This window comes from Lysobacter sp. MMG2 (assembly GCF_016735495.2).
GTDB lineage: Bacteria > Pseudomonadota > Gammaproteobacteria > Xanthomonadales > Xanthomonadaceae > Lysobacter_J.
Window position 1 is genome coordinate 82,309 of the sequence record NZ_JAERQY020000002.1, and the last position, 20,878, is coordinate 103,186.

Consider the following 20,878-nt stretch of genomic DNA (forward strand, 5'->3'; position numbering starts at 1 on the left):
GTCGCTCAGTCGGCGCGCGGGTGCGTTTCGCGCGATCCGGCATGCCGCACCTGCCCGCCCCCCCGCACCACGAAGCGCTCGATGGTGAGCGATTCCGCGCCCATCGGACCGTAGGCGTGCAGCCGCGTGGTGGAGATGCCGATCTCCGCGCCCAGGCCCAACTGCCCGCCGTCGTTGAAACGCGAGGACGCGTTGACCATCACGGCCGAGCTGCGCGTGCCGCGCACGAAGGCATCGGCCGCCGCCGCATCCTCCGTGGCGATCACCTCGGTGTGGTCCGAACCGTGGCGCGCGATGTGCGCCAGCGCGTCGTCGAGGTCGTCCACCACGCGCACCGCGATGATGAGGTCGAGGTACTCCGCGTCGTAGTCGGCGTCCGTCACCGCCTTGGCTTGCGGCACGATCGCCCGCGTCCGCTCGCAGCCGCGTACTTCGACGCCTGAATCGGACAGGCGCCGTATCGCTTCGGGCAGGAAGCGCCCGGCGATGTCGCGATGCACGAGCAGCGTCTCCAGCGCGTTGCACACGCCCGGGCGCGAGGCCTTGCCGTCCACCAGCAGGTCCAGCGCACGCGCCACGTCGGCCGCGCGATCGACGTACAGATGGCACACGCCCTTGTAGTGCTTGATGACCGGCACGCGTGCGTGTTCGGCGACGAAGCGGATCAGGCTCTCGCCACCGCGCGGGATGGCCAGGTCGATGAGGTCGGACAGTTGCAGCAGTTCCAGCACGTGCTCGCGCGCGGGATCGGACACCAACGACACCGCCGCCTCCGGCAGCCCTTCCTCGCGCAATGCGGCATGCAGGCAGGCGGCGATGGCGGCATTGCTGGCGCGGGCCTCCGAGCCGCCACGCAGCAGCACCGCGTTGCCGGCCTTCAGGCACAGCGCGGCGGCGTCCGCGGTCACGTTCGGGCGCGCCTCGTAGATCATCGCGATCAGGCCCAGCGGAATGCGCTGACGCTCGATCACCAGGCCATTGGGCAATACTTCACGCCGTGTGACCTGCCCGAGCGGATCGGCCTGCGCCGCAACCTCTCGCAACCCGTTCGCGATCGCGTCGATTCGGGCGTCATCCAGGGCGAGGCGGTCGAGCACCGCGACCCCCAGGCCGCCGGCGCGACCGCGCTCCATGTCTTCGGCATTCGCGGCGAGCACGTCGGCACGCCGGTGCGAAAGCGTTTCGGCCATGCGTTCGATCAGGCGACGGCGCGCGTCCCCGTCGAGCCGGGCGATGTGGGTCGCCGCTTCGCGTGCGCGTTCGGCCAGGTGGCGGACGTAGCCGCTCATGGCATGGTCTCCGTGTGCGCGGGTGCGGCGTCGAGCAGCACCAGGTCGTCGCGATGCACCACCGACTCGCCGTAGCGGAAGCCGAGCAGGCCTTCGATTTCATTGCTGTGGTGGCGTGCGATGCGGCGGATCTCGCTGGCGCTGTATTGGGCCAGCCCGCGCGCGAACACCGCGGACTCGGTGCCCGTCACTATCTCCACCGCATCGCCGCGGCGGAAATCGCCTTCCACCGAAACGACGCCGCCCGGCAGCAGCGACGCGCCCTGCCGATGCAGCGCCGCGAACGCGCCCGCATCCACCTGCAGGCGTCCCGACGCGGGCGCATGCCGCAGCCATTGCTTGCGCGCACGCAGCCGATCACCCTGCGCGGCCACCAGCGTGCCGTGCAGGCGATCGTGTTCCAGCGCCTGCACCACCTCCGCATCGCGTCCGCAGAACAGCGCGGTGGCGATGCCCGCCGCACCCGCCTTCGCCGCGGCCTCCAGTTTGGTGCGCATGCCGCCGGTTCCGAGCATTCCGGCGCCGCCGCTGGCGGCTTCGAGCAGTTCGGGCGTGATCTTCTCTACCCGCTCCACCGGTCGCGCCGACGGATCGCGCGGGTGCGCGCTGTACAGGCCGCCGATATCGGTGGCGATGAGCAGCAGGTCCGCGTCGACCAGCGATGCCACCGCGGCGGCGAGGTTGTCGTTGTCGCCGAGCTTGAGTTCGTCGACAGCGACGGCATCGTTCTCGTTGATGACGGGCAACGCGCCCAGCCGCAGCAGTTCGCGCAAGGTAGCGCGAGCGTTGAGGTAGCGGCGACGATTGCGCAAGTCGTCGTGGGTGAGCAGCACCTGCGCGACGGGCCGATCGACCAGTTGCTGCCAAAACGTCACCAGCGACGCCTGCCCAAGCGAGGCCAACGCCTGCCGCAGCACCAGGCCGTCGCCACCGGCGCCGACGCGATGTCGTCCCGCCGCGACCGCGCCGGACGACACCAGCACGACCTCGCGTTGCCGCGCGCGGGACTGTTCGATGAAGTGCGCGAGCGCGACGGCATGGCGTGGGTCCAGGCCGCTCGCATTGCCGGCACCGACGTCGCCTGCAAGCAGGCTGCTGCCGACCTTGAGCACGGCGCGGCGCCAGTCCGGCAGCGGCTGCGCATTGAAATCGCCTGCACTCATCCGTTCATCTCCCGCATGCATGGAGCTTACTGCGTTCCGTATTCCCATTCGTAAGGCACACCGGTCTGGCCGAGCACGAAGCGCACAAGGCCCGCAAACCCCTTCTCGCTGCGCACATCGTTCGACAGGATCACCACGCAGCGCTGGTGCCGCTCGACGCACACCCAGGTGTTGCCCGTGGTGTCGTTGTGCCCACCCTTGAAGAAGCCAGGACCCTGCGGCCCATCGAAGACCACCACGCCCAGCCCGGCCGCGAGGTCCTTGCGTCGCAGGTTTACAGGGAGTTCCGGCTGCAATGACGGGAATTGCGACTTCGTCGTGATCGGCCGCTGCGGACGGACCATCTCGGCCCGCCCTTCGCGCGAGAGCCCATCGCCGCGCACGAACGCCGCCGCGAACTTCGCGAAGTCCGCGATCGTGGTGTCCATCGAACCAGCGGCCCGCACCTTGGAGCGCTCGTCGTGCGGCTCGACCTTGCCATTCGCATCCCAGCCGTCGGCGAGGTTGCCGGCGAAATCCGCGCGCCAGACCAGGCTCGTGCGCGTCATGCCGAACTCGTCGAAGATCTTCGCGGCCTGCGCGCCGACGTCGATGCCCTGCCCCGTCTCCATCACGAACTGCAGCGTGTTCAGCCCGTCGCCCGAATAGGCGTAGCGCGCGCCCGGATCGAAGTGGAAGTGCAGCTTCTCGTCGGGTTCGAGGAATCCGAAATTGGCGAACCCCGTGGCGTGCGTCAGCGCGATGCGCGGTGTCAGCCGGCGCCAGCGCTCGTCCAGCGCGGTCCAGTCGGCGTAGCGATTGGCGATGTCGCTGGAGTGGTACTCGGGCAACGGCTTGGGCAGCAGCTCGGCGAAGGACGTGTCCAGGCCGAAGCGGCCCTGCTCCACCTGCCGCATCACCGTGTAAGCGAACACTGCCTTGGTAAGCGATGCGCCGTACATGATCGTGTCCGTCTGCAACGGTTCGCCCGCCTCGTTGCGCACGCCGTGCGCGGCGACGTGCACCGGCCGGCCCTCGTCGATCACGGCGATGGCGAGCCCTTTCGCGCCCGTCTCGCGCATCACGCGCGCGACTTGGGCATCGATCGCGCCGGGAGTCGGAATCCCGTGCGCGAAAGCAAGCAGCGGCGCGGACGTCAGCAGTGCGATGAAGCAACCTCGCATGGTGTTCCCCTTCATCATGGTTGGAACCGTGAGATGCCGGAACTGCGACTGCATTGAAGCCCGCGCCCCCGCGCGTGGCCTGTGCCGGAGGTTACAAGGCCAACGCGGACAGGCGCGACTTCAACGCGTCCAGGCGCAGATCCGCCGATGCACCCGGCGAGACGCGCGCCTTCAGGCTGGCCTCCGGATCGCCCTGCGCCCAGCGTGCCGGGTCCGCCGCCTGGCGGTAGGCCTCGCGGAACGGCAGGCCCTGGCGCGCCATGTCGACGGCCAGGTCGGTGGCGTACATCGACGGATCCAGCGCTTCACGCATGCGCTCGGTCTTCCACTCCAGGTTGCGCAGCAGGTCCGGGAGCAGCTCCAGCGCATCCAGACCACGGCCGAAGGCGTGGAAGATCGCGCCCTTGGAGAACTGAAGATCGCGGTGATAGCCCGAGGGTAGCGAGAGCAGCTGTTCGATCTCCGTGCGCGCGGAGGCGGCGGCGGAGTAGCTGGCGCGCATGAGTTCGATCACGTCCGGGTTGCGCTTGTTGGGCATGATCGAGCTGCCCGTGGTGTATTGCGCGGGCAGTGCGACGAAACCGAACTCCGCGCTGGTGAACAGGCTCAGGTCCCAGGCCAGTCGGCGCAGGTCGAGCAGCGCGGAGGACAACGCCTCGATCGCCGCCATCTCGAACTTGCCGCGCGACAGCTGCGCGTAGGCGGCGGACACCTGCAGCCGGCCGAAGCCAAGCGCCTGCGTGGTGTGGTCGCGCGCCAGCGGCAGGTTCACGCCGTAGCCGGCAGCGCTGCCAAGCGGGTTCGCATCCACCCAGGCCAACGTCTGCGCGGCGCGCTGCGCATCATCGATGAAACCTTCCGCCCACGCGGCCCACCACATGCCCAGCGAGGACACGACGGCGCGCTGCAGATGCGTGTAACCGGGGAGCGCGATCGACTGCTCGGCCTCGGCGCGGGCGAGCGCGACCTCGGCGCTCTCGCGGCAGGTGGCGTACACGCGCGCGAGGCGGTCCTTGAGCCACAGGCGCGTGGCGACGAGGATCTGATCGTTACGGCTGCGGCCGGTGTGGATCTTCTTGCCGGCATCGCCGAGGCGTTCGACCAGGCGCGCTTCGATCGCGGAATGGCCGTCCTCGTACTGATCGTCCAGCACGAACGCACCGGCGCTGAAATCGGCGGCGAGCACGCTCAGCTCATGCTCCAGGCCGGCGAGTTCCCCGGCCGTGAGGATGCCGATCTGCTGCAGTCCCTGCGCGTGCGCGCGGCTGGCCTCGATGTCGAACAGGAAGAACTCGCGGTCGAGGATCACGTCGTCGCCGGCGAGGAAATGCTGGATGCGCGCATCCACCTTCACGCCCGGCTTCTGCCACAACAATCCGCTCATGCCGCCTGCTCCATCGCGGGAATGCCCGCGCGTTCGTCCAGCCCGAAGGCCAGGTTGAGGTTCTGCAACGCCTGCGTCGCCGCGCCCTTGAGGAGGTTGTCCTCGGTGGCGACCACGACCAGCCGCTTGCCGTCCGGCGCGAGCGTGAAACCGCCCAGCTCGACGTGATGGCGGCCGGCGATGCGGCTCACCCACGGCGCCTCGTCCAGCACCTCCACCATCGGCTCGCCCGCGTAGCGTTCGCGATAACGCGCCATCACCTCGTCGCGTTCGAACACGCGCGACAGCGGCAGGTTGGCGGTGATCGTCAAACCACGGAAATGCGGCGCGACGTGCGGCAGGAATTGCACTTCGTGCCCAAGCTGGCGCGTGACCTCGCGCTCATGGACGTGATTGGTCAGCGCGTAGGGCATGAGGTTGTCGCGCAGCTTGTCCGGATCGTTCTTGTCCGACGGCGACGTGCCGGCGCCGGAATAGCCGGACACGCCGAAGCACTGCACCGGCCCGGACAGCGCATCGAGCATCGGCGCCACCGCCAGCTGCATCGCGGTCGCGTAGCAGCCCGGGTTGCTGATGCGGCGCTGGCCGTCGTACTTCGCGCGGGTGAGTTCCGGCAGGCCGTAGTACCAGCCGTCGTCGAAACGATAATCGGCCGACAGATCGACGATCACCGGGTCCATCCCCGCCGCGTCGAACGCCGCCACGCAGGCCGCCGCCTTGCCGTTGGGCAGCGCGAGCACCACCGCGTCCGCGCCCAGCCCCGGCAATTCCTCGTGCGCCGGCGCGGTGTAGCGAAGTTCCGGATCGATTCCGGCCACGCCTTCGAAATGGTCGGCCACGCGCTGGCCGACGAGTTCCCGCGAGGACACGAACGACAATTCGAAGTTCGGATGGCCGGCGATCAGCCGGATGAGTTCGGCGCCGACGTAGCCGCGCGCGCCGACGATGCCAACGGTCTTCTTCACGTCAGCTCACTCCCTTGTTCGTGCTGCTGCAGCCGGTGCTCGAGATTGCGCTTCACGGCCGGCCATTCGGATTCGATGATGGAGAACACCACGGTGTCGCGGAAGGAACCGTCGGGCATGCGCATGTGGTTGCGCAGCACACCGTCCTGCTTGGCGCCCAGGCGCGCGATGGCGGCACGCGAGCGCTCGTTGAACCAGTTGGTGCGGAACTCCACCGCGATGCACTTCCAGGCTTCGAACGCGTGGCCCAGCAGCAATCGCTTGGCTTCGGTGTTCACCGCCGTGCGCTGCACGCGCCGCGAGTACCAGGTGTAGCCGATCTCGACACGACGGTGCTCGTGGTCGACGTTGCAGAACGTGGTCTGGCCGACGACCTCGCCGGTCTCGCGCAGGCGCACGACGAACGGCAGAAAGGTGCGCTTGTGCCGACGTTCGAGCATCGTCGCGACGTGGGCGTCGATGCTGTCGGGCGACGGCACGCTGGTGAACCACAACGTCCACAGCTCGCCGTCGCGCGCGGCCTGGGCGAGTTCGGGCGCATGCGCGGCCTCCATCGGTTCCAGGCGCACGTGGCGGCCTTCCAGGACCACCGGGTCGAGGAACGCTACGTCGCTCATGTCGGGTCCGCCAGTGTGGGAACGCGCGTCGCGCAGTGGTCCACGCAACGTGCGATTTCGCCGAAGCCGTCCATGCCGTACCAGAAGACCTTCCACTTCTCCTGCTTGAGGCAGCCGTCGGACTCGGCGTAGTAGAACGGATTGACCGGATTGCCATGGCGCGAACGCCAGAACAGGCGCGGATTCTGCTCGCGCATCACCTGCCAGACGGCGCGTCCGAGGCCTTCACCCTGCGCTTCGTCGAGCACGGCGAACTTGTCGAGGTAGGTTCCGGCGTCCTCGGCCGTGAGGATCACGGCGGCGCGGTAGTTCTCGCTGACGTAGGCGCGATGCAGCGTCGTGCGCTCGAAGTAGTCCGGCAGCAGGCGGCGGCCGAAGGCGGATTCGATCAGCCCGCGCAGACGCTCCAGGTCCAGCTCGTTCCACTGCGTCACCTGCAGCACGCGCTCGCCGCGGCGCACCAGCGTGCCGGAGCCCTTGTGCGTGAACAGCTCCTTCGCCAGCTCCGATGGCTTGGTGATGGACACCGACGACGTCAGCGGCAGCTTGTCGAGCAGGTCCTTGATCTGCTCGATCTTCACGCGCATGCCGCCGTTGATCCACGGCTGCGACATGAGGTGGTCGTACTCGGTCGACAGGTTGATCGAATCGATCACGCGGCCGTTGTCGTCGAGCAGGCCGCCGGTGCCGGTCAGGAAGACGATCTTGTACGGCTGCAGCTTCTGCACCAGCTCATTGGCGGCGAAGTCGGCGTTGACGTTGAGGATCTGGCCGCCGGCGGTTTCGCCCAGGCTTGCGATCACCGGGATCGAGCCCGCGCGCAGGCTGGCCTCGATCGGCGCGAGGTTGACGCGCTTCACTTCGCCGACGAGCCCGTAGGTGTCGCGGTCGAGGTAATCGGCTTCGAACACGCCGGACACGATCGAGGTGGCACGCGCATCGAACGCCTGCAACGCTTCGACCAGCTTGAGGTTCTGCGACTGGAACACGCGGCGCACGATGGCGAGCGCTTCCGGCGACGTCACGCGCAGGCCATTTACGGTCTGCTTGACGATGCCGGCAGCGGAAAGCTCCTCGTCCAGCTGCGGGCCGGCGCCGTGGATGACGATGGGCGTCAGGCCAACGTCCTGCAGGAACGCGAGCGAGGACGTCAGTGCTTCCAGATCATCGCGCAGCACTGCGCCGCCGACCTTGACCACGGCGAAGCGCTTGGCGTCCAGCTGCGAAAAGCGCTTGAGGTACTGCGAGATTTCCTTTGCGCTGGCCATGCTCGAAAGCAGGCGCACGATGGTCTGGCGGGTTTGGATGTCGCGAGTGTCATTCATCTTTGAGCGTAAGAAGTGCGTTGTTGCATCTGCTTCGGGCCGGCGGAGGCCGCTTCGCGGCCCCCTCAGGGTCTAGTGCCATATCCCCGCCTCGCCTTCGGCGAGGCCGCCCCCTTGACTCAAGGGGGCTCCAACAGCTGGCTTACGGTTGTGCGGAGATCAGGCAGTTTCGAGGATGCGGGTTACCGATTCGGTGTAGCGGTTCAGTTGCTCCAGCGCGACCCATTCGTCGGCGGTGTGCGCCTGGGCGATATCGCCCGGGCCGTACACCATCGCGGTCATGCCGGCCGCGGAGAACAACGACGCCTCCGTCCAGAAATCCACCGCGTTGCCGATCGGCAGGCCCAGCGCGTCGGCAAGATCGCGGGCTTCGAGGCGGCGGTTTTCCGCATCGGCGATATCGCCCGACGGCAGCGACGGCCCACGGAAGGTTTCCTCGTAACGCTCCACCGCGCCGGCCTCGACCAGCGTGCCGAAGCGCTCGTGCAGCGCGTCGATGGACATCGACGGCAGCGGACGGAAACCGAAACGCAGCTCGGCGCTGGGCGCAATCATGTTCGCCTTGATGCCGCCTTCGACGCGGCCGATGTTGAAGCGCAGGCCGGTCAGCCCGCCGAAACGCTGGTGCGCCTGGCTTTCGACATAGTCCAGCGCATGCCCGCCCCAGCGGATCGCCTGGTGCAGTGCGCTGGCGTGCATCGCATTCGCACCCGAGGCATGGCCGGCGATGCCGCGGAACTTCATCAGCACCGAGCTGATGCCGCGGTGCGCGAGCACGGCTTCGCACATCGTCGGTTCGGCGACGATCACATCCCGGAACGCGTGCCCGCTGGCGAGGAAGGCCGCGATGCAGCGCGCATCGTTGGCCTCCTCATCGGTGGAGAACAGGAACGCGGCATCGCCCTGCGTCACCGATGCGGCGGTGAGCAGGCCGGCGGCGGCGCCCTTGATGTCGCACGCGCCCAGGCCGATCGCGCGATCGGCGGTGACGCGCAGCACGTGCGGATCGGCGCTCCACGCTTCGGACGACGGCACGGTGTCCAGGTGCACGTTGAACAGACGAGTCGGGTTGCCGCGCACGGCGAGCATCGACACCGCACCGTCGCCATGGTCGATGACGTCGATGCGGAAGCCGTCGAGCTGCGAGCGCAGGTAGTCGAAGATGCCGCCCGTGCCGATGTCGCGCGGCGGATTGCGGGTGTCGTACGACACCAGCGCTTCGAGATGCTTGAGGGTCTTGGCGAGCATGTCCGGGTTACTTCCGGTTGACCTCGGCCCACAGCGTGCTGCTCATGCCGAACAGCTTGATGAAGCCTTCGGCCTCGGCCACGCCCCAGTCGGCCGCCTGCGCGTAGGTCGCGCCCTTGGCGTTGAGGATGTGCTTCGACTCGATGGCGACCGCCGTGACCGTGCCGCCATTCGTCTCCAGCGTGACTTCGCCGTTGACGGTGGACTGGCTCGACTGCAGGAACGCTTCCAGGTCGGTCTTGAGCGGATCGTGGAAGAAGCCTTCGTACACCAGCTCCACCCACTTGCGCGCGACGTCGGGCTTGAAGCGGTTCTGCTGCTTGCTCAGCACGGCTTCTTCCAGCGCGCGGTGCGCGGCGAGCAGCGCGGTCAGGCCCGGGGCTTCGAAGATGATGCGGCCCTTCAGGCCGATCGTCGTGTCGCCGGTGTAGAGACCGCGACCCACGCCGTACTGGCCGAACAGGCCATTGAGCTTGGCCAGCATCGTGTGGCCTTCGATCTTCTGGCCATCGAGCGTCACCGCTTCGCCGTTGACGAAGCCGATCTTCACGCGCAGCGGCTGCGTCGGCCATTCGGCGCGCGGCTTGCACCAGCCCACGGCACCTTCGCCGGGCGCCTGCCAACGGTCGATCTCGCCGCCGGACATGGTCAGGCCGAGCAGGTTCTCGTTGATCGTGTACGCCTTCTGCTTGGCGCGCACGCCGAAGCCGCGGTCTTCCAGGTACTTCTGCTCGTAGGCGCGGACTTCGGTGTGTTCCTTCTGGATCTCGCGGATCGGCGCCACGATCTCGTAATCGCCCAGCGCCTTCACCGCCAGGTCGAAGCGCACCTGGTCGTTGCCCATGCCGGTGCAGCCGTGCGCGATGGCCTTCGTGCCCAGTTCGTCGCAGCGCTTGAGCGCGGCATCGACGATGAGGTAACGGTCGGACACCAGCAGCGGGTACTGCGACTGGTAACCCTCGCCCGCCCACACGAACGGCTTGACGAAGCCGTCCCAGATCGCCGGTCCGCCATCGACCGTGACGTGCGAAGCGACGCCGAGTTCGGCGGCACGCGCTTCGATGAAGGCGCGCTCCTCGGCATCGACGCCGCCGGTGTCGGCGAACACGGTGTGGACGTTCCAGCCGCGCTCCTTCAGGTACGGGACGCAGAAGCTGGTGTCGAGGCCGCCGGAGAAGGCGAGGACGATGTCCTTGGAGCCGGGATTCGGGATTCGGGATTCGGGATTCGTGGAAGCGCTTTGCTGGGACATTGGGGGATCTCTGGAAAGGAGTTCAAAGTGGAAAGAGGTGGACGGTGTTCGCTCTTGCGAATCCCCAATCCCGAATCACGAATCCCGGCCGCGCACCAGCGCGGCCATGATGGCCTTCTGCACATGCAGGCGGTTCTCGGCTTCGTCGATGGCGATGCACTGCGGCGAGTCCATCACCGCGTCGGTCGCCTTCACGTTGCGGCGCAGCGGCAGGCAGTGGCTGAAGACGCCGTTGTTGGTCAGCGCCATCTTGGCTTCGTCGACGATGAAGTGCTTGTACTGCTCGCGAATGGGCTTTTCCGGCTCCCAGTTTCCGAAGAACGGCAGCGCGCCCCAACTCTTGGCGTAGACGACATCCGCGCCGCGGTACGCGCTTTCGATGTCGTGGCTGACGGCGAACGAACCGCCGCTCTCGGCGACGTTCTGCTCGGCCCAGCCGATGTAGCGCTCATCGAGGATGTACTGCGGCGTCGGGCACAGCAGCGTCACGTCCATGCCCATGCGCGTGGCGATGGTCAGCGCCGAATTCGCCACCGCGGTGTTGAGCGGCTTGGGGTGGTAGGTCCAGGTCAGCACGTACTTCTTGCCGCGCAGGTCGCTGGTGCCGAAGTGCTCCTGCAGCGCGAGGATGTGCGCCAGCTCCTGGCACGGGTGGGTGATCGTCTCCATGTTGATCACCGGCACCGGCGAGTACTTGGCGAAGCTGTTGAGCACGATGTCCTGACGGTCGTACTGCCAGTCGACGAACTTCGGGAACGCGCGCACGCCGATGAGGTCGACGTAGCGGCCGAGCACGCGCGCCACTTCGGCGATGTGTTCTTCGGTGTCGCCGTCCATCACGGTGCCGAGGTTGAACTCGATCGGCCATGCGTCCTTGCCCGGCTGCAGCACGACGGCGTGGCCGCCCATCTGGAACGCGCCCAGCTCGAAGCTGGTGCGCGTGCGCATGGACGGATTGAAGAAGACCAGCGCGATCGACTTGCCCTTGAGCTGGTCGCCGAGCTTGCTGCGCTTGAACTGCGCGGCCTGCACGAGCAGTGCGTCGAGGTCGGCGCGCGACCAGTCCTGGGTATTGAGGAAATGCTTGTGGGTCATCGACTGCGTTCCGGTGGGAAGGTGGTTCGCTGGGCCGAAAAGCAAAAAAGCCCAGCGCGTAGGCTGGGCTTTTCGTGTGTCACTTCGCCTGTTGCGAAAGCGCGTAGTGACCGTTACCCAGCGGATTGGCAGGGGTACGGTCGGCGCGCGCGCGAGGTCATCCCCGCCGCCATGTAGGCAGAGGTCAGCACGTCGGCGTCGGCGTAGTGGGCGTTCATCGAGGGTGCGAATGCTCGCATGCACCCGGCGCGGGTGCAAGTCAGGGATCGACGCGCTGCGTCAGCGGCTGCGCGGCGGCTGCACGACCGGCGTCACGGAAACGCGGATACGCAGGCGATTTCCGGGGTCTTCGGGCAGGCGCGAGCGGTACTTGGCGCCCTTGTAGGTGTAGTCCACGTCGTAGGCGATGGGTCGGCGGAACTCGCGGTCGACGGACACGGGCCGACACTCGGCGGCCTGTTTTTCCTTCTCCTCGCGCGTCAGGGCTTCCTTGACGGCGCCGACCACCCGCGACAGGCGCGAATCGCCCTTGTCCTCGCTCTCGCACTTCTCTTCGACCGAGCTGGCGCGCAGGGTCTGGTAGACCGGCGTCACGCGCAGGACCTGGGCGTAGTCGAAGCGGACGTTCTCCGCCTGGATGACCGTGTTCTGCGTCGCCGGCTGCTGCTGCGCCTGCGCCGAGCCGGCCCACAGGACCGCCGCGACGAACCCGGCAAAGGACCGGGACAAGGCGGACGGGAACGGGACTCGACGGGCCATCACTCTCGCAGGGTCGGAAAATGTTCAGAAATTGTAAGCGGATACGACGGGCGTGGTCTGAACCCCGCCTTTAGCTTTCCGTCCCGGCTCCGCCCGGACAGGTCGGACCGCAGCGGACGGCACTGCCGCTAGAATGGCCGGCACTTCCGGCGGTAACTCCATGAGCCTGCACCTCTTCAACAGCCTGACGCGACGGGTCGAGCCGTTCGTGCCACTCGATCCCGCCCGCCCGACCATGTATGTCTGCGGGCCCACGGTCTACAACTTCGTGCACATCGGCAATGCCCGCGGACCGGTGGTCTTCGGCGTGCTGGCCGAGCTGCTGCGCCGACGTTACGGCGCACTGGCCTATGCCCGCAACATCACCGACGTCGACGACAAGATCAACAACGCCGCCCGCGAACAGGGCGTGCCGATCACGCAGATCACCACTCGCTTCGCCACCGCCTACCGCGAAGACATGGCGGCGCTGGGCGTGAAGGCGCCGGACCTCGAGCCGGAAGCCACCGCCCACATCGGCCAGATCATCGAGATGATCCAGCGCCTGATCGCCTCCGGCCATGCCTATGCGGCCGAGGGCCACGCGCTGTTTTCGGTCGGAAGTTTCGCCGACTACGGCAAATTGTCCCGTCGCGACACCGAGGAACTGATCGCCGGCGCGCGCATCGACGTGGCGCCGTACAAGCGCGATGCGGGCGACTTCGTGCTCTGGAAGCCCTCCACCGACGACCTCCCCGGCTGGGATTCGCCCTGGGGCCGCGGCCGCCCGGGCTGGCACATCGAATGCTCGGCGATGGCCGCCGCCCACCTGGGCGAAACCATCGACATCCACGCCGGCGGCGTGGACCTGCAGTTCCCGCACCACGAGAACGAGATCGCGCAGAGCGAGTGCGCCCACGGCGGCAAGCCCTTCGCCCGCTTCTGGCTGCACAACGGCATGCTGAACTTCGGCGGCGCCAAGATGGCCAAGTCGGTGGGCAACATCCAGCGCGTGCACGACCTGGTGCGCGAGTACCCGCCCGAGGCCCTGCGCCTGGCCCTGCTCTCGGCGCATTACCGCCAGCCGCTGGAGTGGTCGGACGCGCTGATCGAGCAGAGCATCCGCACGCTGGACCGCCTTTACGGCACGCTGCGCGACCTGGCCGACATGCCGGCCGATGCGGCGATCCCGGCCGCCGTCGAGGCCATGCTGGACGACGACCTCAACACGCCGCAGGTGCTGGCCGAGATCGCCCGCATCGCCGGTGAGGCGCGCAAGGCCGAGTCGATGGAAGACAAGCAGCGCCTCAAGGGCGAGCTGCTCGGCGCCGGCGTGGCGCTCGGCCTGCTGCAGCAGGATCCGGCGGCGTGGTTCGCACGTGGTGCGAGCAACGACGACGACGGGCGCATCCAGGCGCTGATCGATGAGCGCGTCGCGGCGAAGAAGGCGCGCGACTTCGCCCGCGCCGATGCGATCCGCGACCAGCTCGCGGCCGAGGGCATCCTGCTGGAAGACACGCCCCAGGGCGTGCGCTGGAAGCGGGCGTAGCGCTCGCCCTCCCAGCGCCCTGCTCCCTCCCCTGCTTGCAGGGGAGGGTTGGGGAGGGGTCGCGAAGCCGCATCGTGGCGAGCTCGGCGCCGTCGCGCCCAGCGCAATAGCCAAGTCCCGCAAGCCACACCTCACCGACCGTTGCCGCAGCGCGCGTAAAATCACATCGCAATGAACGCCATCGCCGCCCCCACCAGCCCGTTTCCGACCGAAGCCAGCCCGCGCGAGGCGCAGGAAGCGATCCGCGAGGAGTTCGCCTTCTTCGGCGACTGGTCCGAGCGCTACCAGTACCTGATCGACCTCGGTCGGAAGCTGCCGGACCTGCCGGCGGAGTGGAAGAGCGAGGAACACCGCCTGCACGGCTGCCAGTCGATGGTGTGGATCGTCGCCGACGGCGACCGCAATCGCCTGGATTTCCACGCCATCAGCGATTCGGCCATCGTCTCGGGCCTGATCTACCTCGCCCTGCGCGTCTACTCCGGACGCAGTGCGCAGGAGATCGTGGACACCGACGCCGACTACATCGCCGAGATCGGCCTGGCCAAGCACCTCTCGCCCACGCGCAGCAACGGCCTGGCCGCACTGCTGGCATTCATCCGCGAACGCGCGCGCCAGGCGCTGTGAGCCCGCGCCGGTGAGCGAAGCCACTCAGGCCGAACCGCCCGCCACGACGGGCGTCGGCGAGCTGCTGCGCAATCGCGGTTTCACCGGCCTGCTGACGTATCGCCTGCTGGCGATGCTGTCCTACCAGATCGTCGCGGTGACGGTCGGCTGGCACGTCTACGAGCTCACCCGCGACGCCTTCGCGCTCGGCCTGATCGGCCTGGCGGAAGTCATCCCGTATTTCTGCTTCGCGCTGTTCGCCGGCTACGCCGTGGACCACCTGCCGCGACGCAAGCTCGGCATGGCGGCGTGCCTGGGGTTGCTGCTGACGACGCTGACGCTGGCCGGCGTGGCCGGCGGCGTGCTGCCGGCGGGCACGTCCTGGTTCGGCACGCTGACGATCTACGCGGCGATCGCGGTCAATGGCGTGGTGCGCGCGTTCCTGGCGCCGGTGTACATGTCGCTGTTCGCGCGGGTGCTCAAGCGCGAGCAGTTCGCGCGCGGCGCCGGCGTGAGCAGCGTGGTGATGCAGACCGGCCTGGTGCTCGGCCCCGCCGCCGGCGGTCTGCTGGTGGCGTGGGGCGGCAAGACGTCCGCTTACCTGGTGGCGGCGGCCTTCGCGGCCGCGGCGGCGATCGCGGTGATCTCGCTGCGCGTGACCGAACCGCCGATGCCGGCCGAGCGTGCGCCGGTGTTCAAAAGCATCGGCGAGGGCCTGCGTTTCGTCTTCAGCACGCAAGTCGTGCTGGGCGCGCAGGCGCTGGACATGTTTTCCGTGCTGTTCGGCGGCGCGGTCGCGCTGCTGCCGGCCTTCATCAGCGAAATCCTGCATTACGGCCCCGAAGCCCTGGGCCTGCTGCGCGCCTCGCCCGCCGTCGGCGCCGTGCTGATGGGCATCTACCTCGCGCGACGGCCGCTGCAACGCAACGCGGGGCGCATCCTGCTGATCGCGGTGGCGGGCTTCGGGTTGTGCATCATCGGCTTTGCCCTGTCGCGCCACCTGTGGCTGTCGGCGTTGATGCTGATGTTCTCGGGCATGTGCGACGGCGTGTCGGTGGTGCTGCGTTCGACGATCCTGCAGCTGGCCACGCCCGACCACATGCGCGGACGCGTGTCGTCGATCAACGGCATCTTCATCGGCTCGTCGAACGAGCTGGGTGCGTTCGAGTCCGGCGTCGCGGCGAAACTGCTGGGCCTGGTGCCGTCGGTGATCTTCGGCGGCTGCATGACGCTGGCGGTGGTGGGCGTGACGGCGAAGTTGGCGCCGAAGCTGCGCCGGCTCGATTTGCGCGAGCTGCACTAGCCGACGATGGCGCTGGGGCTGACATCGTGAGCGCTCACGGGCGACTCACGGCTTGTGGCTACTCGCATTGCAGGCCGTACTTGGAAATGTACGCACGCCGAGCTTCCGGATCGACCTTCGCCAGGCTGGCGCAGGCTGTGCGAGCTCCTATGGTCTTGCCGCCGACTTGATACATCCAATCCACCACATCATCAGAGCGGATCTCGATACTCTGCCCATACATTGAGCTTGCCAATGCCACCGGCCGATTGTTGATCGTACCGCGCAAGCCCGCGCCATCCAGCCGAACAGGATTCAGCCAGAGATACTCCTTCTTCCCCCCGACTGTCAGCAGAACTTTCACGGAAAAACCCGTGGCTCCGTCTGGTTTCCGAAGTCGCTCGATAAACGTTGGATACGACCGATTGGCGTCCGCGGGGGCTTGATGCCACTCGTGATCGTCTTCTGCAACACCCCATTTCTGATGGGATGCGGGAACTGAAACGTCCCCGGAATCGCAAGCGGACACCAGGATTGCCGCCATCAGCACGAAGGCATACTTCGGACATCGTGACAGGAATGCGCAGATCATCGTCATTGTTCGTACTGATTAGGCGGGTTTGCTTTGCGGGAAGAACGCACCGCCGTGGTTCAGCCATGCGCGTCGCGCCACGCCTCGTACAGGCCGCCCTCGCGTTCCGGGCGTAGCGCTTGCACATGCAGCGCCTGTTGCGACGGCGGCAGCGCCATCTGCCCGTACACGGTGGCCGTCGACAGACCGAACGGCTCGCCGTCCTCGTTCGAATACGCATAGTACGCGCGCGTCACACCGCACAGGTGCATCAACGCCAGGCACATCGGACACGGGTGACCGCTTGCATACACCACGGCACCGTCCAGGCGCGGCGTGCCCAGGCCTTGCGCAGCCTCGCGAATGGCGAGCAGCTCCGCGTGCGCGGACGGATCGTTCGTCTCGTGGATGCGATTGACGGCTCGCGCGAGAACTTCGCCGTCGCGCACCACGACCGCGCCGAACGGACGCCCGCCGGCGGCGATGTTGGCGCGTGCAAGGGCGATGGCCTCGCGCGTGAAGTCGACGGGTTCTGCCATGACGCGTGCCTCTGCTGGATCGCAGCGTCAAGCATGCGCCCGCGGCCAACGGCCCGCATGGACTGCGCTTGGCGAGAACCCGCGAACGGAAACGAAAAAGCCCGGCGCGAGGCCGGGCTTTCCGTATGGAGCGGACCGATCGCGTGGATCAGTCGCCCATCTGCTTCTGCAGGTGTTCCCAACGCTCCTGCGCGTCGATGGTGCGCTCGGCGGTGAGGCGCGCTTCCAGGCGCTCCAGGCCGATTTCCTCGCCGGTGTCGACGCAGTAGCCGTAGTCGCCCGAATCCACGCGCTTGAGCGTGCTGTCGATCTTGCTGATCAGCTTGCGGTAGCGGTCGCGGGTGCGCAGCTCCAGCGAGTTTTCGGTCTCGCGGGTGGCGCGCTCGGCCTCGTCGCCGACGTCGCGGACTTCGTCCTTGAGGTTCTCGATCGTCTGCTTGGATTCCTCGACCAGATCCGCGCGCCAGTGAAGCAGGCGCTGGCGGAAGTACTCGAGCTGGAGCGGGTTCATGTATTCCTCATCGACCGCGGGCTTGTAGCCCTTCGGAACGATGGGGCGCCCAGTGGCTTCATCGGTGGAGTACGGCACGACTTTGACCTTGCCTTTCGGCGCGGGGGCCTGCGGCTTGGCGACGACGGCCACGGCCACCTTGCCGGCCGGGCGCGGAGCGGTCTTGGTCGCGGGGGTGCTGGCGGCCGCCGCCTTGGGTGCAGGCGCCTTGTTGGATACGGGCTGTGTCACTGGATTCTTGGCAACTTCTGGCTTGCTGGCGACCGGTTGCGCCGCCGGGGTGGCGGGGGCCGATACGGCTGCGGGTTTCTTGACGACAGGCTTGCTCTCCGGCTTTGCGGCCGTGGGCTTGCCTTCCTTGGGGGGAACGGCCTTCACCGGCGTGGTCTTCACCGGGGCGGCCTTCTTTACGGGCGCCGGAGCCTGCTTGGCGACCGGCTTGCTCGCGGGGGCCGCCTTCTTGGCGACCACCGGCTTCTTGGCAGCGGCGGCCTTGGCCGGCGCCTTCTTGGTGGCAGCCGCCTTCTTGGCGACCGGCTTCTTCACCGGTGCCGCCTTTTTGGCTGGGGCCGCCTTCTTGGCTTCGGGCTTCTTGCTGACCACCTTCTTGGCGGCCGGCTTCTTCGCCGCGGTCTTCTTTGCTGCGGGTTTGCTGGACGCGGCCTTCTTGGCGGCCGGCTTGACGGTCTTCTTGATGGCCTTGGCGGCCTTCTTCGCGGTTTTTTTCACTGCCACGAGCGACGTGTCCTTCTGTTCCCTGAGGACCTCCGGACGGCAGGTCCGAAGGCGGTGTGCAGCACAGCATGCCCCACTTTGCGTTACGGCATGCAAGTGCCGGAACTCTTCTCGGACGCCAGGATCGTGCCGGTTCCGCGAAGTGCGGCCGTCCTGTTCGGATCGACCGGAAACTGGAGCCTTGTGACGGGAAAGCGCGCTGTTATACCCTGCCCCGGCACCTGCGGCAACCGCATATTCAAGTGCCTGTCCGCATTAAGGAACCGTGATCGACCGTCTCCTCATCGTCGTGCTGCGCGGCTACAAGCGCTGGATCAGTCCGCTGCTTGGTCCGCGCTGCCGCTTCCACCCGACCTGTTCGGAATACGCCATGCAGGCCATCGCCCGTTTCGGCGCGTTCAAGGGCGGCTGGCTTGCGTTGCGCCGGATCCTGCGTTGCCATCCCCTTCACCCGGGCGGGATCGATCCCGTGCCGGAACCTTCATCCGGGAAACACTCATGCCATCGACCCCTTCGACGCTGATCGTCAACGCCCGCCTGGTCAACGAAGGCCGCGAATTCGACGGCGACCTGCGCTTCGAGGACGGCCAGATCGCGCAGATCGGCAGCGGCCTGTCGGCGCGCGCCAACGAGACGGTGATCGACGCCGCCGGCCGTCGCCTGCTGCCGGGCATGATCGACGACCAGGTGCATTTCCGCGAACCGGGCATGGAATACAAGGCGGACATGGCGACCGAATCGGCCGCGGCCGTCGCCGGCGGCCTGACCACGTTCATGGACATGCCCAACACCAGCCCGCCCACGCTCGACGCGGCGGCGCTGGAGGACAAGTACCGGCGCGCCGCCGGCCGCGCCTGGGGCAACTACGGCTTCTACATGGGCGCCAGCAACGACAACCTGGCCGCCATCCAGTCGCTGGACCCGCGCAGCGCGCCGGGCATCAAGGTCTTCATGGGCGCCTCCACGGGCAACATGCTGGTGGACAACCCGGAGATCCTCGACGGCATCTTCCGCGACGCGCCCACGCCGATCATCACGCACTGCGAAGACACGCCGATGATCGACGCCGAACTCGCCCGCTACAAGGCGAAGTACGGCGACGACATCCCGGCCGCGTGCCACCCGGACATCCGTTCGCGCGAGGCGTGCATGAAGTCCACGCAGCTGGCGCTGTCGCTGGCGCGCAAGCACGACTCGCGCCTGCACGTGCTGCACATCAGCACCGCCGACGAACTGGCGTTGTTCGAGCGTGGCCCGCTGGTGCGCGCCGACGGCAGCCGCAAGCGCATCACCGCCGAAACCTGCATCCACTTCACGCGCTTCGATCGCGCCGACTATGCGCGCCTGGGGCACCTGATCAAGTGCAATCCGGCGATCAAGGACGCCAGCGATCGCGAGGCGATCATCCAGGCGCTGGCCGATGACGTGCTGGACGTGCTCGCCACCGACCACGCGCCGCACACGCTGGAAGAAAAGGCGCGGCCGTACACCGGCGCGCCCAGCGGCCTGCCGCTGGTGCAGTACGCACTGAACGCCGCGCTCGAACTGGTGCACGAAGGACGACTGACCACCGCGCAGGTGGTGCAGAAGTTCGCGCACGCGCCGGCGCAGCTGTTCGACGTGATCGGACGCGGCTTCCTGCGCGAAGGCTACGCAGCCGACCTGGTGCTGATCGACGACACGCCGTTCACCGTGCAGCGCGAGGACGTGCTGTCCAAGTGCGGCTGGTCGCCGTTCGAAGGCACGACGTTCCGTTCCCGCATCGCTTCGACCTGGGTCAACGGCATGCTCGCGTGGGACGGCCGCCAGCTGGTGGGCCAGCCGCAGGGCCAGCGCCTGGCCTTCGATCGATGAGACGTGGCTTCGTGATCGCGCTGTCGCTGTTGGCGACGGCGCTGGCAGGCTGTGCATCCACGCCCGTGGCCGCCGCAGCCGCGAACATCGCACCGGCCATGGCCGCGAGCGGTGCCAGCGTGGATACGCGCGTGGTCTTTCCCGCTTCGGTGCAGCAGGGCGCGCTGGTGTTCGGCAAAGTGCCGGCGGATGCGAGCGTGCGTTACGGAACGCGCACGCTGCGGCCGACGAACTACGGCACGGTCGTGTTCGGCATCGGACGGGACGAAGCGGGACCGGTGAGCGTGGACGTCACCACCTCCGACGGGCGAACGCAGACGGCACGCATCGCCGTGACGCCGCGCGACTGGCCGATCGAGAATGTGCGCGGCGTACCGCCCAAGACGGTCGAGCCGCCGCCGGAGATCGCCGCCCGCATTGAACGCGAACAGGCGCAGGTCATCGCCGCGCGTAACCGGGACGACGATCGCGCGGACTTCGCCCAGCCCTTCGTCTGGCCGGTGAAGGGCCGCATCAGCGGCCGCTTCGGCAACCAGCGCGTCTACAACGGCGTGCCGAAGTCCCCGCATTCGGGGATGGACATCGCCGCGCCGACGGGCACGCCGGTGCTGGCGCCGGCTGCGGGCGTGGTGACGTTCGTCGGGCCCGACCTCTACCTCACCGGCGGCACGCTGCTGCTCGACCACGGGCACGGCGTGAGCTCGAATTTTCTGCACCTGTCGCGCATCGACGTGAAGGTGGGCGATCGTGTGACGCAGGGGCAGGTGATCGGCGCCGTTGGCGCGACGGGCCGCGCGACGGGGCCGCATCTGCATTGGGGGATGAACTGGTTCGATGTGCGCGTGGATCCGTTGCTGGTGCTGGAGCGGACGAAGTAAACGCTCGCTAGATGGCGTGCGGAATCTGTCTGCGCGTCCGCTCACCTGCCAGTTCGGCCTTCTGCCCACCGTCATTCCAGCGAAAGCTGGATCCCAGTTTGATGCGTGCAGCGCAAG

The 20,878-nt window shown here is 67.7% G+C and carries 20 protein-coding genes; 6 read left to right on the top strand and 14 right to left on the bottom strand.

The features are described 5' to 3' along the window. Positions 1 to 5 precede the first annotated feature (5 nt). The 11 genes from JI752_RS08310 to JI752_RS08360 form a co-directional block, all read right to left on the bottom strand. On the bottom strand, positions 6 to 1,289 hold the full coding sequence (locus JI752_RS08310) for a glutamate-5-semialdehyde dehydrogenase (protein ID WP_216962138.1): 1,284 nt from the start codon (positions 1,287 to 1,289) through the stop codon (positions 6 to 8). Then, positions 1,286 to 2,452 carry a glutamate 5-kinase gene (proB, locus tag JI752_RS08315; RefSeq protein WP_216962141.1) on the bottom strand — a complete coding sequence of 389 codons (1,167 nt, stop codon included), beginning with the start codon at positions 2,450 to 2,452 and terminating at the stop codon, positions 1,286 to 1,288. The genes JI752_RS08310 and proB overlap by 4 nt, the downstream gene beginning before the upstream one ends. 26 nt (positions 2,453 to 2,478) lie before the next feature. Continuing rightward, positions 2,479 to 3,615: a serine hydrolase domain-containing protein gene (locus tag JI752_RS08320; RefSeq protein WP_216962157.1), complete on the bottom strand. Its 1,137-nt coding sequence runs from the start codon at positions 3,613 to 3,615 to the stop codon at positions 2,479 to 2,481. Between the two features lie 91 nt (positions 3,616 to 3,706). After that, complete coding sequence (gene argH / locus JI752_RS08325) at positions 3,707 to 4,999, bottom strand: argininosuccinate lyase (protein WP_216962160.1); 1,293 nt, start codon at positions 4,997 to 4,999, stop codon at positions 3,707 to 3,709. Further along, positions 4,996 to 5,964 carry an N-acetyl-gamma-glutamyl-phosphate reductase gene (argC, locus tag JI752_RS08330; protein ID WP_216962162.1) on the bottom strand — a complete coding sequence of 323 codons (969 nt, stop codon included), beginning with the start codon at positions 5,962 to 5,964 and terminating at the stop codon, positions 4,996 to 4,998. The genes argH and argC overlap by 4 nt, the downstream gene beginning before the upstream one ends. Continuing rightward, positions 5,961 to 6,581, bottom strand: coding sequence for a GNAT family protein (locus JI752_RS08335; RefSeq protein WP_216962165.1), 621 nt, complete (start codon positions 6,579 to 6,581; stop codon positions 5,961 to 5,963). Before JI752_RS08335 ends, argC begins: the two co-directional genes overlap by 4 nt. Next, positions 6,578 to 7,906, bottom strand: a complete 1,329-nt coding sequence (locus tag JI752_RS08340; RefSeq protein WP_216962168.1) for an acetylglutamate kinase — start codon at positions 7,904 to 7,906, stop codon at positions 6,578 to 6,580. Before JI752_RS08340 ends, JI752_RS08335 begins: the two co-directional genes overlap by 4 nt. Positions 7,907 to 8,065: 159 nt before the next feature. Next, positions 8,066 to 9,154, bottom strand: coding sequence for an acetylornithine deacetylase (locus JI752_RS08345; protein WP_216962171.1), 1,089 nt, complete (start codon positions 9,152 to 9,154; stop codon positions 8,066 to 8,068). 7 nt (positions 9,155 to 9,161) lie between these two features. Then, complete coding sequence (locus tag JI752_RS08350; protein WP_216962174.1) at positions 9,162 to 10,406, bottom strand: argininosuccinate synthase; 1,245 nt, start codon at positions 10,404 to 10,406, stop codon at positions 9,162 to 9,164. 75 nt (positions 10,407 to 10,481) lie between these two features. Next, positions 10,482 to 11,501: an N-acetylornithine carbamoyltransferase gene (locus JI752_RS08355; protein WP_216962176.1), complete on the bottom strand. Its 1,020-nt coding sequence runs from the start codon at positions 11,499 to 11,501 to the stop codon at positions 10,482 to 10,484. Between the two features lie 279 nt (positions 11,502 to 11,780). Further along, complete coding sequence (locus JI752_RS08360; protein ID WP_216964166.1) at positions 11,781 to 12,194, bottom strand: hypothetical protein; 414 nt, start codon at positions 12,192 to 12,194, stop codon at positions 11,781 to 11,783. A gap of 226 nt (positions 12,195 to 12,420) precedes the next feature. Between JI752_RS08360 and cysS the strand changes: the two genes are divergently transcribed. The 3 genes from cysS to JI752_RS08375 all read left to right on the top strand — a co-directional run bounded on the left by cysS (position 12,421) and on the right by JI752_RS08375 (position 15,694). Next, positions 12,421 to 13,788, top strand: coding sequence for a cysteine--tRNA ligase (cysS, locus tag JI752_RS08365; protein WP_216962179.1), 1,368 nt, complete (start codon positions 12,421 to 12,423; stop codon positions 13,786 to 13,788). Positions 13,789 to 13,959: 171 nt separating this feature from the next. Beyond that, a complete protein-coding gene (locus JI752_RS08370) occupies positions 13,960 to 14,412 on the top strand; it encodes a SufE family protein (protein WP_216962182.1) in 453 nt (150 codons plus the stop codon). Positions 14,413 to 14,473: 61 nt separating this feature from the next. Then, a complete protein-coding gene (locus JI752_RS08375) occupies positions 14,474 to 15,694 on the top strand; it encodes an MFS transporter (RefSeq protein WP_254200582.1) in 1,221 nt (406 codons plus the stop codon). 58 nt (positions 15,695 to 15,752) lie between these two features. Here JI752_RS08375 and JI752_RS08380 read toward each other — a convergent pair whose 3' ends face one another. The 3 genes from JI752_RS08380 to dksA form a co-directional block, all read right to left on the bottom strand. Next, a complete protein-coding gene (locus JI752_RS08380) occupies positions 15,753 to 16,271 on the bottom strand; it encodes a DUF2314 domain-containing protein (RefSeq protein WP_216962188.1) in 519 nt (172 codons plus the stop codon). Between the two features lie 53 nt (positions 16,272 to 16,324). Then, positions 16,325 to 16,783, bottom strand: coding sequence for a nucleoside deaminase (locus JI752_RS08385; RefSeq protein ID WP_216962191.1), 459 nt, complete (start codon positions 16,781 to 16,783; stop codon positions 16,325 to 16,327). A gap of 148 nt (positions 16,784 to 16,931) precedes the next feature. Next, a complete protein-coding gene (gene dksA, locus JI752_RS08390; protein ID WP_216962194.1) occupies positions 16,932 to 18,029 on the bottom strand; it encodes an RNA polymerase-binding protein DksA in 1,098 nt (365 codons plus the stop codon). A 265-nt stretch (positions 18,030 to 18,294) separates the two neighbouring features. Between dksA and yidD the strand changes: the two genes are divergently transcribed. The 3 genes from yidD to JI752_RS08405 all read left to right on the top strand — a co-directional run bounded on the left by yidD (position 18,295) and on the right by JI752_RS08405 (position 20,761). Next, positions 18,295 to 18,552, top strand: coding sequence for a membrane protein insertion efficiency factor YidD (gene yidD, locus JI752_RS08395; protein WP_216962197.1), 258 nt, complete (start codon positions 18,295 to 18,297; stop codon positions 18,550 to 18,552). After that, positions 18,528 to 19,883: a dihydroorotase gene (locus tag JI752_RS08400; RefSeq protein WP_216962200.1), complete on the top strand. Its 1,356-nt coding sequence runs from the start codon at positions 18,528 to 18,530 to the stop codon at positions 19,881 to 19,883. Before yidD ends, JI752_RS08400 begins: the two co-directional genes overlap by 25 nt. A gap of 98 nt (positions 19,884 to 19,981) precedes the next feature. Continuing rightward, positions 19,982 to 20,761: a M23 family metallopeptidase gene (locus JI752_RS08405; RefSeq protein ID WP_254200586.1), complete on the top strand. Its 780-nt coding sequence runs from the start codon at positions 19,982 to 19,984 to the stop codon at positions 20,759 to 20,761. Positions 20,762 to 20,878: the final 117 nt, after the last annotated feature.

Excerpts from the sequence above, each read along its gene's own strand:
- JI752_RS08310 (WP_216962138.1), bottom strand. The coding sequence starts at position 1,289 with ATGAGCGGCTACGTCCGCCACCTGGCCGAACGCGCACGCGAAGCGGCG.
- proB (WP_216962141.1), bottom strand. The coding sequence starts at position 2,452 with ATGAGTGCAGGCGATTTCAATGCGCAGCCGCTGCCGGACTGGCGCCGC.
- JI752_RS08320 (WP_216962157.1), bottom strand. The coding sequence starts at position 3,615 with ATGCGAGGTTGCTTCATCGCACTGCTGACGTCCGCGCCGCTGCTTGCT.
- argH (WP_216962160.1), bottom strand. The coding sequence starts at position 4,999 with ATGAGCGGATTGTTGTGGCAGAAGCCGGGCGTGAAGGTGGATGCGCGC.
- JI752_RS08335 (WP_216962165.1), bottom strand. The coding sequence starts at position 6,581 with ATGAGCGACGTAGCGTTCCTCGACCCGGTGGTCCTGGAAGGCCGCCAC.
- JI752_RS08340 (WP_216962168.1), bottom strand. The coding sequence starts at position 7,906 with ATGAATGACACTCGCGACATCCAAACCCGCCAGACCATCGTGCGCCTG.
- JI752_RS08345 (WP_216962171.1), bottom strand. The coding sequence starts at position 9,154 with ATGCTCGCCAAGACCCTCAAGCATCTCGAAGCGCTGGTGTCGTACGAC.
- JI752_RS08350 (WP_216962174.1), bottom strand. The coding sequence starts at position 10,406 with ATGTCCCAGCAAAGCGCTTCCACGAATCCCGAATCCCGAATCCCGAAT.
- JI752_RS08355 (WP_216962176.1), bottom strand. The coding sequence starts at position 11,501 with ATGACCCACAAGCATTTCCTCAATACCCAGGACTGGTCGCGCGCCGAC.
- cysS (WP_216962179.1), top strand. The coding sequence starts at position 12,421 with ATGAGCCTGCACCTCTTCAACAGCCTGACGCGACGGGTCGAGCCGTTC.
- JI752_RS08370 (WP_216962182.1), top strand. The coding sequence starts at position 13,960 with ATGAACGCCATCGCCGCCCCCACCAGCCCGTTTCCGACCGAAGCCAGC.
- JI752_RS08380 (WP_216962188.1), bottom strand. The coding sequence starts at position 16,271 with ATGACGATGATCTGCGCATTCCTGTCACGATGTCCGAAGTATGCCTTC.
- JI752_RS08385 (WP_216962191.1), bottom strand. The coding sequence starts at position 16,783 with ATGGCAGAACCCGTCGACTTCACGCGCGAGGCCATCGCCCTTGCACGC.
- JI752_RS08400 (WP_216962200.1), top strand. The coding sequence starts at position 18,528 with ATGCCATCGACCCCTTCGACGCTGATCGTCAACGCCCGCCTGGTCAAC.
- JI752_RS08405 (WP_254200586.1), top strand. The coding sequence starts at position 19,982 with ATGGCCGCGAGCGGTGCCAGCGTGGATACGCGCGTGGTCTTTCCCGCT.